General features: G+C 73.0%; 13 protein-coding genes. 7 read left to right on the forward strand and 6 right to left on the reverse strand.

Features of this window, described 5'->3' with window-relative positions:
- The first annotated feature begins 24 nt into the window (after positions 1–24).
- From DOO78_RS09470 to ligA, 3 genes are read left to right on the forward strand one after another with little or no spacing between them, the layout of a single operon-like run.
- Complete coding sequence (locus DOO78_RS09470) at positions 25–888, forward strand: outer membrane protein assembly factor BamD (protein ID WP_408887572.1); 864 nt, start codon at positions 25–27, stop codon at positions 886–888.
- Between the two features lie 19 nt (positions 889–907).
- A complete protein-coding gene (gene recN / locus DOO78_RS09475; protein WP_111469509.1) occupies positions 908–2,587 on the forward strand; it encodes a DNA repair protein RecN in 1,680 nt (559 codons plus the stop codon).
- Between the two features lie 43 nt (positions 2,588–2,630).
- Positions 2,631–4,787 (forward strand): NAD-dependent DNA ligase LigA, encoded by a 2,157-nt coding sequence (gene ligA / locus DOO78_RS09480; RefSeq protein ID WP_111469510.1) that lies wholly within the window; start codon positions 2,631–2,633, stop codon positions 4,785–4,787.
- Positions 4,788–5,052: 265 nt separating this feature from the next.
- On the opposite strand, the gene DOO78_RS09485 is transcribed toward ligA, so the two are convergent.
- Positions 5,053–5,376: a hypothetical protein gene (locus tag DOO78_RS09485; protein ID WP_111469511.1), complete on the reverse strand. Its 324-nt coding sequence runs from the start codon at positions 5,374–5,376 to the stop codon at positions 5,053–5,055.
- Between the two features lie 389 nt (positions 5,377–5,765).
- On the opposite strand from DOO78_RS09485, the gene DOO78_RS09490 reads away from it, so the two are divergent.
- Positions 5,766–6,785, forward strand: coding sequence for an NADP-dependent oxidoreductase (locus DOO78_RS09490; protein WP_111469512.1), 1,020 nt, complete (start codon positions 5,766–5,768; stop codon positions 6,783–6,785).
- A 49-nt stretch (positions 6,786–6,834) separates the two neighbouring features.
- Here DOO78_RS09490 and DOO78_RS09495 read toward each other — a convergent pair whose 3' ends face one another.
- The 3 genes from DOO78_RS09495 to DOO78_RS09505 form a co-directional block, all read right to left on the reverse strand.
- Positions 6,835–8,130 carry an aspartate aminotransferase family protein gene (locus tag DOO78_RS09495; protein WP_111469513.1) on the reverse strand — a complete coding sequence of 432 codons (1,296 nt, stop codon included), beginning with the start codon at positions 8,128–8,130 and terminating at the stop codon, positions 6,835–6,837.
- Positions 8,131–8,220: 90 nt separating this feature from the next.
- Entirely contained in the window at positions 8,221–8,523 is a 303-nt protein-coding gene (locus DOO78_RS09500) for a YciI family protein (protein WP_111469514.1), read from the reverse strand.
- A gap of 33 nt (positions 8,524–8,556) precedes the next feature.
- On the reverse strand, positions 8,557–9,171 hold the full coding sequence (locus tag DOO78_RS09505) for a pyridoxamine 5'-phosphate oxidase family protein (RefSeq protein WP_165838808.1): 615 nt from the start codon (positions 9,169–9,171) through the stop codon (positions 8,557–8,559).
- A 439-nt stretch (positions 9,172–9,610) separates the two neighbouring features.
- Here DOO78_RS09505 and DOO78_RS28395 point away from each other — a divergent pair, with 439 nt between their 5' ends.
- The 3 genes from DOO78_RS28395 (at position 9,611) to DOO78_RS09520 (ending at position 11,579) form a co-directional block, all read left to right on the forward strand.
- A complete protein-coding gene (locus DOO78_RS28395; protein WP_279387781.1) occupies positions 9,611–10,213 on the forward strand; it encodes a cold-shock protein in 603 nt (200 codons plus the stop codon).
- Between the two features lie 122 nt (positions 10,214–10,335).
- Complete coding sequence (locus DOO78_RS09515) at positions 10,336–10,785, forward strand: RrF2 family transcriptional regulator (protein WP_111469517.1); 450 nt, start codon at positions 10,336–10,338, stop codon at positions 10,783–10,785.
- A gap of 227 nt (positions 10,786–11,012) precedes the next feature.
- Complete coding sequence (locus DOO78_RS09520) at positions 11,013–11,579, forward strand: carboxymuconolactone decarboxylase family protein (protein ID WP_111469518.1); 567 nt, start codon at positions 11,013–11,015, stop codon at positions 11,577–11,579.
- Here the strand turns inward: DOO78_RS09520 and DOO78_RS09525 are convergent.
- Together DOO78_RS09525 and DOO78_RS09530 are read right to left on the reverse strand one after the other, a co-directional pair.
- Positions 11,564–13,879: a xanthine dehydrogenase family protein molybdopterin-binding subunit gene (locus tag DOO78_RS09525; protein ID WP_111469519.1), complete on the reverse strand. Its 2,316-nt coding sequence runs from the start codon at positions 13,877–13,879 to the stop codon at positions 11,564–11,566. The two genes, DOO78_RS09520 and DOO78_RS09525, sit on opposite strands and share 16 nt — an antisense overlap.
- A gap of 138 nt (positions 13,880–14,017) precedes the next feature.
- Positions 14,018–14,623 (reverse strand): 2-hydroxychromene-2-carboxylate isomerase, encoded by a 606-nt coding sequence (locus DOO78_RS09530; protein ID WP_111469520.1) that lies wholly within the window; start codon positions 14,621–14,623, stop codon positions 14,018–14,020.
- Positions 14,624–14,663 lie beyond the last annotated feature (40 nt).

Consider the following 14,663-nt stretch of genomic DNA (forward strand, 5'->3'; position numbering starts at 1 on the left):
CCGTGGCACACCAGCGACCAGGCCATGATGATTCGACGCGTCCTCCCCCTGCTTGCCCTCGGACTCGGCCTTGTCGCCCTGCCCGGCTGTTCCTGGTTCAGCGACTGGGACGGCAAGCAGAGCTCGCTGGATGCCGAGCGCCGGGTGGCGGCGAACGCCACCTACGACAACACGCCCGAGGGCCTCTACGCCGCCGGCGTCGAGGCGCTGCAGGCGCGGCGCTTCGCCCCGGCGGCCGACTATTTCGACCAGATCGAGCGCGACCATCCCTATTCGACCTGGGCCACCAACGCCAAGCTGATGTCGGCCTATGCCGAGTACCAGCGCAACCGCTACACCGAGGCCATCGGCGCGCTCGACCGCTTCATCCAGCTGCATCCGGCGCATCGCGACATCGCCTACGCCTTCTATCTGCGCGCCCTCTGCTACTATGAGCAGATCGCCGATGCGCAGCGCGACCAGCGCCCGACCGAACAGGCCATGGCGGCGCTGCAGGACGTGGTGAACCGCTTCCCCGACACCGCCTATGCCCGCGACGCCCGGCTGAAGATCGACCTCGCCCGCGACCACCTCGCCGGCAAGGAGATGAATATCGGCCGCTTCTACCAGCGCCAGCGCCTCTACGCCGCGGCGATCGGCCGCTTCCGGCGCGTCGTCGAGGACTACCAGACCACCAACCATGTGCCGGAGGCGCTGCACCGCCTGACCGAGATCTACCTGACGCTCGGCCTGACCGAGGAGGCGAAGAAGACCGCTTCCGTGCTCGGGCACAATTTCCCGGGCAGCTCCTGGTACCAGGACAGCTACGCCCTGCTGGTGGACGGTGCCCCGGCCTCGGCGCAGGACCGTCCCGGCCTGATGGCGCGCGCCTGGAACTGGGTCTTCTGAGGGCGTTGTAGCCCCGCCCATGCTGGCATCCCTCGCGATCCGCGACGTCGTCCTGATCGAGCGGCTCGATCTCGCCTTCGGCACCGGCCTGACGGTGCTGACGGGCGAGACCGGCGCCGGCAAGTCGATCTTGCTCGACAGCCTCGGCCTCGCCTGCGGCGCCCGGGCGGAAGCGGGCATGGTCCGCGCCGGCCAGGCGCAATGCTCGGTCACCGCCGTCTTCCTGCCGCCCGAGGGCCATCCGGCGCTCGCCCTGCTGGCCGAGCAGGATATCGAGCGCGACGACGCGCTGGTGCTGCGCCGGGTGGTGCAGGCGGATGGCCGCAGCCGCGCCTTCGTCAACGACCAGCCGGTCGGCGTCGCGCTGCTGCGCCGCCTCGCCGCCACCCTGGTCGAGGTGCAGGGCCAGCACGACCAGGTCGGCCTCGCCGATCCCGCGACGCATGCCGGGCTGCTGGATGCCTTCGGCGGGCTGGATGCCCGACGCCAGGCCACGGCGACGGCCTGGCGCGGCTGGCGCGAGGCGGAGCGCGCCCTGGCCACGGCGCGCGAGGCCATCGCGGCCGCCCAGCGGGACGAGGAATTCCTCCGCCACGCCGTCCAGGAGCTGTCCGACCTCGCCCCGGTCGAGGGCGAGGAGGACGAGCTGAGCGGGGAGCGGCAGCGCCTGCAGCAGGGCGAGCGACGCAGCGAGAGCATCGCCGCGGCGCTGGCCGAGCTGCAGCCGCGCGACCGCCGCCGCGGCGGCCCGGCCGAGGCGCTGCGCAACGCGGCGCGGGCGCTGGAGCGGCTGCCGGCCCCGAACGAGGCGGCGCAGCCGGCCCTCGCCGCCCTCGCCCAGGCGCAGGATGCGGTGGCCGAGGCGGAGACCCTGCTCGAGCGCCTGCTGAGCGAGGGCGGGCCCGATCCGCGCCGGCTGGAGCAGCTCGAGGACCGGCTCTTCGGCCTGCGCGCCGCCGCTCGCAAGCATGGCGTCGCCGTGGTGGAGCTGCCGGGGCTGCTGGCCGAGCTGAAGGAGCGTCTCGGCGCGCTCGATGCCGGCACCGAGCGCGTCGCCGGGCTGGAGCAGGCGGCGACGACGGCGCGCACCGCCTATCTCGCCGCCGGCCGGGCGCTGACCGAGGCGCGGCAGGCGGCGGCCAAGCGGCTGGAGACGGCGCTGGCCAAGGAGCTGCCGCCGCTCAAGCTCGACCGCGCCCGCTTCCTCGTCGAGGTCGCGGCGCGGGAGGAGGGCGGCTGGTCGGGTGATGGCATGGATCGCGTCACCTTCCTCGTCGCCACCAATCCCGGCCAGGCGCCGGGGCACCTGCAGAAGATCGCCTCGGGCGGCGAGCTGTCGCGGCTGATGCTGGCGCTGAAGGTGGTGCTGGCCCGCGGCTCGCCGGTGCCGACCCTGGTCTTCGACGAGGTGGATGCCGGCATCGGCGGCGCCACCGCGGCGGCCGTGGGCGACCGGCTGGCGCGCGTCGCCGAGCGGTTGCAGGTGCTGGTGGTCACGCACAGCCCGCAGGTCGCGGCCCGCGGCGGCCAGCAGCTCCGCGTCGCCAAGCGGGTGAAGGGCGAGCGCGCCGCGACGGTGGTCGAGCCGCTCGACCGGCGCGAGCGGCGCGAGGAGATCGCCCGCATGCTGGCGGGCGAGCGGGTGACGGATGCGGCCCGCGCCGCGGCGGACAGCCTGCTGGAGGGGACGCTGCTGTGACCCGGCCCGCCCCCGCGGGCGGGCTGATCGGGGAGCCTGGCCCATGACCGATGCCGGCCTGCGGGCCCGCCTGCCCGAGCAGCTCACCGAGGAGGAGGCGGCGGCCGAGCTGGCGGCGCTGGCCGCCGAGATCGCGCATCACGACCGCGCCTATCACGAGCAGGATGCGCCCGAGGTCTCGGATGCCGATTACGACGCGCTGGTCCGCCGCAACCGCGCCATCGAGGGCCGCTTCCCCGGGCTGATCCGCGACGACAGCCCCTCGAAGCGGGTCGGCGCCCAGGCCGCCGAGAGCTTCGCCAAGCTCCGCCACGGCGTGCCGATGCTCAGCCTCGACAACGCCTTCGCGCCCGAGGATTTCGCCGAGTTCTGCGCCCGCATCCGCCGCTTCCTCGGGCTGAAGGAGGAGGTCCTCGGCTTCGTCGGCGAGCCGAAGATCGACGGGCTCTCGGTGAACCTGGTCTATGAGCATGGGCGCTTCCTCCGCGGCGCCACGCGCGGCGACGGGACCGAGGGCGAGGACGTCACCGCGAACCTGAAGACGCTCAAGGATTTGCCTCTGCGGCTGCGCGGCAAGGCGCCGGAGCGGATCGAGATCCGCGGCGAGGTCTTCATGGAGAAGCCCGCCTTCCTCGCCTTCAATGCCGAGCAGGCGCGCCGCATCGAGGCGGGCGAGAAGGGCCAGCGCGTCTTCGCCAACCCGCGCAACGCGGCCGCCGGATCGCTGCGCCAGCTCGACCCGCGCATCACCGCGCAGCGGCCGCTGAAGCTCTTCGCCTATGCCATGGGCGCCGCCAGCAGCGTGCCGGTGGCGACGCATTGGGAATGGCTGGACCAGCTCCGCGCCTGGGGCTTCGACGTGAACCCGCTCTCCGCCCACCTGCCGGACGAGACCGCCGCGGCCGCCTTCCAGGCCCGCATCGCCGAGCAGCGGGCCGGCCTCGCCTATGATATCGACGGCGTGGTCTACAAGCTGGACCGGCTGGACTGGCAGGCGCGGCTCGGCTTCGTCGGCCGCGCGCCGCGCTGGGCCATCGCCTGGAAATTCCCCGCCGAGCAGGCAACGACCCGGCTGCTGCGGATCGAGATCCAGGTTGGCCGCACCGGCGCCCTGACGCCGCGGGCGGTGATGGAGCCGGTCAATGTCGGCGGCGTCATCGTGCAGCACGCGACGCTGCACAACGAGGACGAGATCGCCCGCAAGGATGTCCGCCCGGGCGATACGGTGGTGCTGCAACGCGCCGGCGACGTCATCCCGCAGATCGTCTCGGTGGTGCTGGAGAAGCGTCCGGCGGAAAGCGCGCCCTTCGCCTTCCCCGACCGTTGCCCGGCCTGCGGCAGCCACGCCGTGCGCGCCGCCGGCGAGGTGGTGCGGCGCTGCACCGGCGGGTTGATCTGCCCCGCCCAGACGGTGGAGCGGCTGCGGCATTTCGTCGCCCGCAACACCATGGACATCGAGGGTCTGGGCGAGGAGCGCATCCAGCAATTGCACGATCTCGGTTGGCTCCGGGGCCCGGCCGACATCTTCCGCCTGCCGGAGCGGGAGGCGGAGATCGCGGCGCTGGAGGGCTGGGGCGCGCTCTCCGCCCGCAACCTGATGCGGGCCATCGCGGCGCGGCGCACGCCGCCCTTCGAGCGTTTCCTCTTCGCCCTCGGCATCCGCCGCATCGGCGAGGCCAATGCCAAGCTGCTGGCGCGCCATTACCATTCCCTGCCGGAATGGCGGGAGCGCATGCTGGCGGCGCGCATCATCGGCTCGGAGGCGCGGGAGGAGCTCGGCTCGATCCAGGGCATCGGCCCGGCCATCGCCGAGGAGCTGGTGGAGTTCTTCGCCGAGCCGCGCAACCTTGCCGCGCTGGACGACCTCGCCGCCTTCGTCGAGCCGGAGCCGGCGCAGGTCATGGCGGCGGCGGACTCGCCCTTCGCCGGCAGGACGCTGGTCTTCACCGGCACGCTCGAGACCATGACCCGGCCGGAGGCCGAGGCGCGCGCCGAGGCGCTGGGCGCCAAGGTGACGAAGAGCGTCTCGAAGCGGACGGATTTCGTGGTGATCGGCGCCGATGCCGGCAGCAAGGCGACCAAGGCCGCCGAGCTCGGCCTGCGGACCCTCACCGAGGCCGAATGGCGGGCGCTGGCGGGGCTGCCGCCGGCCGAGGCGACGCCGGACCGCCCCGTGGCGGCGGATCAGCCGCGGGATTAGGGCGCTTCCCGTGAACGCCGGTTCACGGCAAGCGCCCTAGAGCATGTCCTGCGAACGTCCGTTCACCTGCAATGCTCTAGGTATTTGTTTTTACGAGCATCTTCACCTGTCCGGATGAGGTCATCCGGACAGGATCTGCTCTAGACCACGATCCGCTCACACAGCTTCGCGGATCATGGTCTGGGCCCTTGTTTGATCGCGTGAGTCACGGCGCGGCCGTCTCGCCCGACCCGGCGGCACCGCCGGTCGGGCGAGAGGCGGGATATCAGCCGCCCTTGTTCGAGCGGCTGCGCGGCGTGGTCGGCAGCGGCGTCGGGGTCGAGCTGCCGGCATTGCCGGCTTGGCCCGAATAGTCGACGGTCGGCTCGGTGCCCTGGCCGGTGCTGCGCGTGCCGGTGATGGTCGCCGTGCCGGGCGTCGCATTCGGGCTGCCGGACCCGGCGATGTCGCGGGCATCCTGCTTCAGCGGCGGGGCGCCCGGGCCGGCCGAGGTGCCGGCGATCGGCGGGCCGCCCGGCTTCACCTCCGAGCAGGCCGCCAGGGCCAGGCCGGCCGCGAGGCCGAGTGTCAGCGTGGTGATGCGCATCATGTCGAGTCCCCCGAGAAAGGTTGCGCTGCCAGCCTCACCGCAAAATCGCATGCCCGTGAAGTCACATCGGCTTGCCGGCAACGCCATGTTGCAGCCATCCATGTCACGAAGCCGAGCGCAACCCGTGACAGTGTAGAACGATTCCATCGCGCCTGGCATCGCCCGATGCGCCGATGATCGCCCGAAAACAAGGATCTAGCGGCCAGGACGGCGGCGCCTACGGCGGGAGGGGCGGACCCGTCGCCATGCGCCTGGCCGGCGTTCTGTAACGCAGGGCGGGCCCGCTCGTCCCCCGGGGCCTCCGCCCGGCTGTCCCCCTCGCCTGTCCCGGCCCCTTCCCGGAATGCCGGGCGGCGGCGATCCTGCCGCCCCGCGACGAGGAGACCGCCATGGCCGAGACCAACCTGCAGGTGCTGCTGCGCCGCCGTCCGCAAGGCGCCCCGGTGCCGGAGGATTTCGAGATCGTCGAGCGCGCGGCACCGGAGCCCGCCGAGGGCGAGGTGCTGGTCCGCGCCGCGTATCTCTCGCTCGACCCCTATATGCGCGGCCGCATGTCGGAGGCGAAGAGCTACGCCAAGCCGGTCGCCCTCGGGGCGGTGATGGAGGGGCGGACGGCCGGCACGGTGGTCGCCTCGAAGGCGCCGGGCTTCGCGCCGGGCGATGTCGTCGCCGGCGGCTCTGGCTGGCAGCGCTTCTCCTGCGTGAAGGCGGCCGGCCTGATCAAGGTCGATCCCGCCGAGGCGCCGCTCTCGGCCAATCTCGGCGTGCTCGGCATGCCCGGGCTCACCGCCTGGGTCGGACTCGAGGATATCGGCCAGCCGCAATCCGGCGAGGTGATGGTGGTCTCCGCCGCCTCGGGCGCCGTCGGCCAAGTGGTGGGGCAGATCGGCAGGATCCGCGGCTGCAAGGTGATCGGCATCGCCGGCGGCGAGCGGAAATGCCGCTACGTCACCGAGGAGCTGGGCTTCGATGCCTGCATCGACCATCGCGGCGACCTCGCGGCGCAGCTCGACCGCCACTGCCCGGAGGGGATCGACGTCTACTGGGAGAATGTCGGCGGCGTGGTGCAGGCCGCGGTCTTCCCGCGGCTGCGCGACTTCGCCCGCATGGTGATGTGCGGCGTCATCGCGCAGTACAACGTGGCCGAGGGCTCGGACAGCTTCGGCGGCGCGCCCGGCCCCAATCTCGGCGCCGTGGTGCGCAAGCGGCTGCGCATCCAGGGTTTCATCGTCAGCGACAATGGCTGGCCGCGCTACCCGCAATTCCGCCGCGAGATGCTGGGCTGGATGGGCGATGGCCGGCTGCGCTGGCGCGAGGACGTGGTCGAGGGGCTGCGCAACGCGCCGCAGGCCTTCATCGGCCTGCTGGAGGGGAAGAATTTCGGCAAGCTGGTGGTGAAGATCGACTGAGCCGCCGGGCGGGGGCGCCGGGCGGACGGCCCGGCCCCCCTCCGCATCCTCAGCCGCGCCGGCCAGGCAGGGTGGCGAGGGCCGCCTCGAAGGCCTCCAGCGTGTGCGCCACATCCGCCTCGGTATGGGCGAGCGAGACATAGTACTTGCTCTCGCCCTTCAGGATGCCGGCGGCGCGGAGCTGCGCGTTGACATGCCGCTGCATCGCCGCATCGGCGCGCAGCGTCGAGCGGTAGTCGCGCACCGGCTCGTCGGTGAAGACCACGTCGAAGAGCGGCGGCTCCCCCACCACCTGGCCCGGGACGCCCGCCTGGCGCAGCGCCGCCTGCATGCCCTGCATCAGCGCCCGGCCGGTGGCGAAGACCTGCTCGTAGGTGCCGGGCCGCCGCAGCACCTCGAGCGTGGCGAGGCCGGCGACGGCGGCGACCGGGTTGCCCGAGAGGGTCCCCACCTGCATCAGGAAGCCGTCGTCGCCGACCAGGCCGCGGTCGAAATGCGCCATGATGTCGGCCCGCCCGGCGATGGCCGAGAGGGCGAAGCCGCCGCCGACGATCTTGCCGAGGGTGCAGAGATCGGGCGTCACGCCGTAATGGCTCTGGGCGCCGCCATAGGCGAAGCGGAAGCCGGTGACCACCTCGTCGAAGATCAGCGGGATGCCGTATCGCGCGGTGATCTCGCGGATGCCCTCGAGGAAGCCGGGCGCCGGCGGGATCAGGCGCTGGAAGGGCTCGAGGATGACGCCGCCCAGCTCGTCGTGATGCGCCTCGATCAGCGCCCGGGCGGCGTCCAGGTCGTTGAAGGGGGCGACCAGCACCTCCTCCCGCGCACTCCGCGGGATGCCGGGCGAATCCGGCACAGCCTGCGGGAAATTCGCCAGGCGCTTCGGCGCCAGGCTCATCAGCCCCCAATCGGACATGCCATGGTAGCCGCCCTCGAATTTCAGGATGCGGTCGCGCTTGCGGAAGGCCCGCGCCACCCGCATGGCGTACATGTCCGCCTCGGTGCCGCTGCTGAGGAAGCGCACCCGCTCGGCGCAGGGCAGCGCCGCGACGATCGCCTCGGCCAGCCGGATCCCGTGCTCGTTGTTGGCGAAGAAGGTGGTGCCGCGCGGGATCTGCGCCAGCACCGCCTCGGTCACCTCGGGATGCGCATGGCCGAGGAACATCGGCCCGGAGCCGAGCAGGTAGTCGATATACTCGCGGCCCGAGACGTCCCAGACATGGCCGCCGCGCCCCTCGCGGATGACGATGTCGGAGGGCAGGTTGCCGAAATTGCCGGCCGGCAGCACGCGATGCGCCGCCTCGACCAGGGCCTGTTCCTCGGTGTTGCGCGCCACGCCGTCCATCCGCCTGCTCCTTCCGCTCGCCTCGACCACAGGCTAGGCCAGGATGCGCCGGGCGGGAACGTGCTGCATCGCAGCGGGCGGGCAGCGGCGCTATCCGGTGCGGGGCAGCTCCCTGATCTCCACGGTGCCGCCGGCTTCGAACACGGGGTTGCCGGCGAGCAGGCGCCGCGCCGCCTCGAGATCCTCGGCCGTGACGCGGATGAAGCCGGAGAGCCGGGCCGTGATCGGCGGCACCGCGCCGGCTCGACGGACGCAGAGGCCCGTCCCGATCGCGCTGCCCCCCTGGAACCGGCCGGCGGCCTGCAACCGGCCGATATAGGCCGCCCAATCGCCGTCGCCCCCGGTCGCGCCAGGGGGCGCGTCGTCATGCATCAGGAAGAGATAGTCCGGCATCGCGCTCCTCGGTGCAGCAAGCGGCCGCAGGCGTCACGGCCGGTGCGGGTCGTCCCGGGGCAGGATGTCCCGGATGTAGTCGCGCCCCTTCCAGTCCGGCGGCGCCGAGCCGCCATCCTCCCGCGGCAGGTAGGCGGAGGGCTGGCTGGTGGCGAGGTCGGGGATGTAGCGCGGGCAATTGGGGAAGATGTCGGTCACCGCCACCCGCACCAGCCGCCGCGCTCCGGGCAGGGCGGCGAGGCGCGCCGGGTCCTCGACCAGGCTCGCCCGCCCCCGCAGCCGGAGCCGCGGCGAGCGGCCGTCGAAGGCGATGAAGAGCAGGCCGATGGCCGGGCTCCGCAGGATGTTGCCGAGGGAGAGGTACATCGAATTGCCGTCATAGTCCGGCCATTCGAGGCTGGCCGGCCCGGTCACCCGGACGAAGCCGGGCGGGCCGCCCTTGAAGCTGCAATCCACCGCGCCCTCGGCCGCGCTGGCGAGGAAGAAGAAGGGCGCCGCCTCGATCAGCGCCACATGCTCGGGCGCGAAGGCGGAGACCCGGCGGCGCGCCTCCAGCGCATCGGCCACCCGCCGGCCGTCATGGCGGTCCTGCAGGCTGCGGTTGCCGGCATGGAAGAGGCGCGAGGGGTCCGCCTCAGCCGGCGGCATGGCCGGCCTCCCGAGGTCGGATGACACCGGCCCGGTTCCGCAGTGGCATGCCTGTCTCCCCCTCCTCCGCGCCGGCATCCGGGCCGCCGCGATGCCAGCATGGCCAGGACTCGCCGGGCCGGCAATTCGCCCCCGGGCGCGGCAGGCGGCACGCCGGCCGCGAAAATTCACCGACCGCACCCGATTTCCACGTTGGGCTGGCGCGCGAAGCGGGAAGCCCTATGCTAGAGACTTGGCGTACGCCATTCGCTGCCCAGTCGGGCAGGGAGCGCAGGGCGGGTCCGGGGCACGGCTCCGTCCGAAGGAGCACCGAAGAGTTCGAGAGATGGCCAAAAACGAAAGCTGGCGCCCCCGCAAGCCCCGCAAGCGTGGGTTCGATGATGACGTGCCCGAATTCGGCGGCGGTTGGGGCGCCCCGCCGCCCTTCCCCATGCCGAGCATGCCCGCCTCGCGCGGCCCCTCCGTCTTCGCCTCCGGCCCCGAGCTCGAGGCGACGGTGAAGTGGTTCAACCCCGAGAAGGGCTTCGGCTTCGTCGAGCTCGGCAACGGGTCGGGCGATGCCTTCCTGCATGTCTCGGTCCTGCAGCGCTCCGGCAACGAGGCGGTCAACCCGGGTGCCGGCCTGCGGGTCCGGGTCGGTCCGGGCCAGAAGGGGCAGCAGGTCACCGAGGTGATCGAGATCACCAGCCCCGGCGAGCCCGGCGGCGGTGGTGGCGGCGGCGGCGGTGCCGGCGCGCGTGGCGGCTTCGGCGACCGGCCCCCGCGCAGCGGCGGCTTCGGCGACCGTCCGCCGCGCAGCGGTGGCGGCGGCGGCTTCGTCCCCTCCGGCCCGGCCGAGGAGATGCGCGGCACGGTGAAGTGGTACAGCCCCGAGAAGGGCTTCGGCTTCGTCTCGCCGGAAGGTGGCGGGCGCGATGTCTTCGTGCATGCGACCGCGCTCGAGCGCAGCGGCCTCTCGCCGCTGGCGGAAGGCCAGGCGGTGGTCATGCAGGTCGTGCAGGGGCGGAAGGGCCCGGAAGCCTCCACCCTCACCCGCGCCTGAGCCAGCCGGCGGCGGAACAGACGGGGCGGCGCTACGGCGCCGCCCTTTTCGACTGCTATTCGAGCAGGATCCGGCCCGCGGCCCCACCCGGCCGGAGCCGTGATCCCCAGGGGGAAACGCGGATGCTGCTGCGCCGGGAACGGGCGATGACCGCGGTGGCCATCATGCTGGACGTCGCCTTCCATGCCGGCCGCAGCGAGGCGGTCAGCGCCGCCGACATCGCCGAGCGGCTGGGGCAGGCCCGCCGGGGCATCGAGCCGGTGCTGCAATCCCTCTCCCGCGCCGGGCTGCTCGACAGCATCCGCGGCCCCAAGGGCGGCTACCGCCTCGGCCGGCCGCCGCGCGACCTGCGGCTGGCCGAGATCGTCGCCACCGCGCTCGACGAGGATGGCGCCGGGGGCGACCAGCCGGCCGGGCGGCTGCAGGCGGCCGTGGTGCAGCCGCTCTGGGCGGAGCTCGAAGGCCTGTGCCGGGACCACCTCTCGAAGCTCACCATCGCCGACCTGATCAAGCGGGCGGCGGCGGCCGGCGTGCGCCGGCCCACGGTGGAGCCGTTGAATTTCGTGATCTAGAGCAGATCCCGATCAGGTGGCCTCACCTGATCGGGTGAAGATGCTCTGAAAACAATAGTCTAGGGCACTTGTCCTGAACCGGTGTTCAGGGGAAGTGCCCTTGATCCCGACCTCCTGCTGACATCGGGATCGGGGCACCAGGGCAGCCGCGGCCACTGTGCGCCACCGGGCGTTTCCGCCCTCCGGCGATCGGCTCTAGGCTAATCCCCGACCCAGGGGAGGCCGCCATGGCCCGCGTCCGCAACATCGACAGCCGCGAATTGCCATCCGATCTGGCAGCGATCTACGAGCGCTTCGCCGAGGGCTACGGCCCCTTCCGCAACCAGGTCGCGGTCCTCGCCCATGTCCCGGCGGCGCTGCGGCACCTGATGCCGATGCTGATGGAGCTGCGCGAGGCGAAGACCCTGCCGAAGCGCCATCTCGAACTCGCCATCGTCGTCGTCTCCAACCTCAACGCCTGCCATTACTGCGTCGCCCACCACAAGCCCTTCCTGGCGGTGGAGGGGATTAGCCCCGAGGGCATCGACCGCATCATGGACTGGCGCGAGCATCCCGAGCTCGACGAGACGGACCGGCTGGTGGTGCAGTACGCCATCGCCGCCTGGGAGACGCCGAACCGCATCCCGGAGGCCCTGGTGCAGCGGCTGCGCGGCGTGTTCTCCGAGGCGCAGCTCGTCGAGCTGACGCTGCGCATCACCCTCTGCGGCTTCTTCAACCGCTTCAATGACGCGTTGCAGATCGAGGAGGAGGCGGAAGCGGACCTCGTCGGATCCGGGGCTCAGCCTCGGGGCTGAGGCAGGGCCCGCCCGGCCGCCCGGATCGCCCGCCACACCGCCTCCGGCGTCGCCGGCATCTGCAGCCCGGTGACGCCGAGCGGCCGCAGCGCATCCAGCACCGCATGCATCACCGTCTGCGGCGCCCCGATCGCCCCCGCCTGGCCGACGCCCTTGACGCCGAGCGGGTTGGAGCGGGTCGGCTCCTCGCCGAAGGCGATGGCGAGGTCGGGCAGGTCGGCGGCGCGCGGCAGGGCGTAGTCCATGAAGGAGGCGCTGAGGAGCTGGCCGGACTCCGGATCGTAGGCGATCCGCTCCTGCAGCGCCTGGCCGATGCCCTGGGCGAGGCCGCCCTGCACCTGCCCCGCCGTCAGCATCGGGTTCACCAGGCAGCCATAGTCGTCCACCGCCTGGTAACGCAGCAGCGCCACGGCGCCGGTCTCGGGATCGATCTCCACCTCGGCGGCATGCGCGCCGGAGGGGAAGGTGACGAGCTCGGAGAGGTTCTTCGCCTCGGCATCGAGGCCGGGCGGCATCCCCTCCGGCAGGTCGGCCGGGTCGTGGGAAGCCTCGATCAGCGCCTCCAGCGTCAGCGCCTGGCCATTGGCCGGCACGGTGAAGCAGCCCTCGGCGAACTCCACCGAATCCGGCGCCACCTGCAGCAGATGCGCCGCCAGCCGGCGCGCCTTGGCGATCACCTGCTCCAGCGCCATGACCAGCGCGGTGCCGCCGACATGCAGCGAGCGCGCCCCGCCATGGCCATTGCCGAAGGCGACCGCGTCGCTATCGGCCTGCACCAGGCGGAAGCGGCTCTCCTCCAGCCCCAGCCAGGCGGCGGCGATCTGCGGGAAGCTGGTCTCGTGCCCCTGGCCGTTGGACTGGGTGCCGATGACGATGTCCACCATCCCGTCCCGCGCGAAGCGCAGCGCCGCCCATTCCTGCGGCGCCCCGCGCGAGGTCTCGAGGAAGCAGGCGATGCCGAGGCCGCGCAGCCGCCCCCGCGCCGCGCTCTCGGCGCGCCTCGCGGCGAAGCCCTCGCGGTCCAGCAGCGCCTCGAGATCGGCGAGGTTGGCCTGGAAGCGGCCCGTGTCCATCAGCATCCCGGTGGCGCTGCGATAGGGGAAGGCGGCGATGGCGTTGCGCCGGCGGATCGCCACCGGGTCGAGGCTGGTGGCGCGGGCGGCGGCCTCGACCAGCCGCTCGGTCAGGTAATTCGCCTCCGGCTTGCCGGCGCCGCGATAGGCATCGACGGGCAGCGAGTTGGTGAAGGCCCCCTCCACCTCCAGCAGGATGGCCGGGATGGCATAGATGCCGCCGATGGCGGTGCTGACGGAGTTGGTCGGGCAGGCCGGCCCATGCGCCGAGCAATAGGCGCCCGTATCGGCGGCGAGCCGGGCCTGCAGGGCGAGGAAGCGCCCCTCGGCATCGAGCGCCAGCCGGGCGGTGCCCTGCAGGTCGCGGCCATGCACCGCGCCCTGGAATTCCTCGCTCGGCGCGCCGATCCAGGCGACCGGCCGGCCGAGCCGCCGGGCCGCGGCGAGCAGCGCCACATGCTCGGGGAAGAGGAAATTCTTCAGCCCGAAGCCGCCGCCGACATCGGGGCAGCGGAGATGGAAGGCTGGCTCCGGCAGGCCGAAGACCGTGGCGAGCTGCCGCCGCAGCCCATGCACCCCCATGCCGGCCAGCAGCAGCTCGAAGCGCGCCCCGTCCCAGGCGGCGACCGCGCCGCGCGGCTCGATCGGCGCGGCATGGACGCGGTTGTTGACGAGATCGAGCTCGACGATCCGCGCCGCGGCGGCGAAGCCGGCCTCGGTCGCGGCGCGGTCGCCGCGCTCGAAGCGGAAGGCGCGGTTGCCCGGCGCCTCCGGCCAGATCTGCGGCGCCCCGGCGGCCAGCGCCGCCCGGCTGTCGACCACGGCCGGCAACGGCGCGTAGTCGACCTCGATCGCCTCCGCCGCGTCGCGCGCGGCGGCGAGGCTCTCCGCGACCACGATCGCCACCGGCTCGCCGACATGCCGCACCGCGCCCCGCGCCAGGGCATGGCGTTCGGGGATGATCAGCGGGCCGATGGTCTGCACCACCGCCGGGCAGGGCAGCGGGCCGATCCCCTCCGCGGCGAGGTCCTCGCCGGTCAGCACCAGGGCGACGCCCGGCATGCCGCGCGCCGCCGCGGCATCGAGCCCGCGCAGCCGCGCATGCGCGTGCGGCGAGCGCAGCAGCACGGCGTGCAGCGCCCCGGCGGGGACCAGGTCGGCGACATAGCGTCCCTCGCCGGTGAGGAAGCGGGCATCCTCGACCCGGCGTCGGCTCTCGCCGATCATGCGGCAAGCTCCGATGCCGTCCGGCGGCGGGCCATGGCTTGCTCCTCGTCTGCGCGCCGCCATGCTGCCATGCCCGGCAGGCGGCGCCCAGGCGAGCGGAGTGCGGGCGGCGGAGTTAGGGGCGAGCGGCGCGCCGCGTCAGCCCTTTGCCAGGCGCTTCGCCACGAATTCCAGTCGGTCCTGGCCCCAGAAGATGTCCTCGCCGATGACATAGCTCGGCGCGCCGAAGACGCCGCGGGCCAGCGCCGCCGCGGTGTCGCGCTCGCGCATCGCCGCCCAGCGCGGCTCCTGCGACAGGGGCAGCAGGGTCGCCGGGTCCAGCCCAGCCTCGGTCACCAGCCGCGCCAGGGTCTCCGGCTCGCCGGGATTCTGCTCCTCCTCCCAGAGCGCCTTCAGGATGCGGTGGGCGAGGCGGATCGCCGGCGCGTCGCCGAGCGTCTCCCGCGCCGCGATCACCGCGCAGGCGCCGGGCAGCTCGTTCGAGGGGAAATGCTTCGGCTGGATCTGGATCGGGAGGCCGCGATGCTCGCGCCAGCGCGCCAGCTCCTGCAGCCGGTAGGCCTGGCGCTGCGGGCTGCGCTTCGGCAGGGGCAGGCCGCCGGAGCCGGCGAAGATGGTGCCGAAATCCACGGGCCAGATCCGCAGCGAGGCGCCGTGCTCCGCCGCCAGCGCCTCGATCCGCGCCGCGCCCAGATGCGTCCAGGGCGAGTTCAGCGAGGCGTAGTAGTCGATATGCAATGGCATGGGGTCTCCTTCCCTGGCCGGCCAGCCGCCGGCGTTGTGG

This window comes from Roseicella frigidaeris (assembly GCF_003258945.1).
In the GTDB taxonomy this organism is placed as follows: domain Bacteria; phylum Pseudomonadota; class Alphaproteobacteria; order Acetobacterales; family Acetobacteraceae; genus Paracraurococcus; species Paracraurococcus frigidaeris.

Excerpts from the sequence above, each read along its gene's own strand:
- DOO78_RS09470 (WP_408887572.1), top strand. The coding sequence starts at position 25 with ATGATGATTCGACGCGTCCTCCCCCTGCTTGCCCTCGGACTCGGCCTT.
- DOO78_RS09505 (WP_165838808.1), bottom strand. The coding sequence starts at position 9,171 with ATGCCGCCGGCTGAGGCGGACCCCTCGCGCCTCTTCCATGCCGGCAAC.
- DOO78_RS09500 (WP_111469514.1), bottom strand. The coding sequence starts at position 8,523 with ATGCCGGACTATCTCTTCCTGATGCATGACGACGCGCCCCCTGGCGCG.
- DOO78_RS09485 (WP_111469511.1), bottom strand. The coding sequence starts at position 5,376 with ATGATGCGCATCACCACGCTGACACTCGGCCTCGCGGCCGGCCTGGCC.
- recN (WP_111469509.1), top strand. The coding sequence starts at position 908 with ATGCTGGCATCCCTCGCGATCCGCGACGTCGTCCTGATCGAGCGGCTC.
- DOO78_RS09515 (WP_111469517.1), top strand. The coding sequence starts at position 10,336 with ATGCTGCTGCGCCGGGAACGGGCGATGACCGCGGTGGCCATCATGCTG.
- ligA (WP_111469510.1), top strand. The coding sequence starts at position 2,631 with ATGACCGATGCCGGCCTGCGGGCCCGCCTGCCCGAGCAGCTCACCGAG.
- DOO78_RS09520 (WP_111469518.1), top strand. The coding sequence starts at position 11,013 with ATGGCCCGCGTCCGCAACATCGACAGCCGCGAATTGCCATCCGATCTG.
- DOO78_RS09495 (WP_111469513.1), bottom strand. The coding sequence starts at position 8,130 with ATGGACGGCGTGGCGCGCAACACCGAGGAACAGGCCCTGGTCGAGGCG.
- DOO78_RS09525 (WP_111469519.1), bottom strand. The coding sequence starts at position 13,879 with ATGATCGGCGAGAGCCGACGCCGGGTCGAGGATGCCCGCTTCCTCACC.
- DOO78_RS09490 (WP_111469512.1), top strand. The coding sequence starts at position 5,766 with ATGGCCGAGACCAACCTGCAGGTGCTGCTGCGCCGCCGTCCGCAAGGC.
- DOO78_RS28395 (WP_279387781.1), top strand. The coding sequence starts at position 9,611 with ATGCCCGCCTCGCGCGGCCCCTCCGTCTTCGCCTCCGGCCCCGAGCTC.
- DOO78_RS09530 (WP_111469520.1), bottom strand. The coding sequence starts at position 14,623 with ATGCCATTGCATATCGACTACTACGCCTCGCTGAACTCGCCCTGGACG.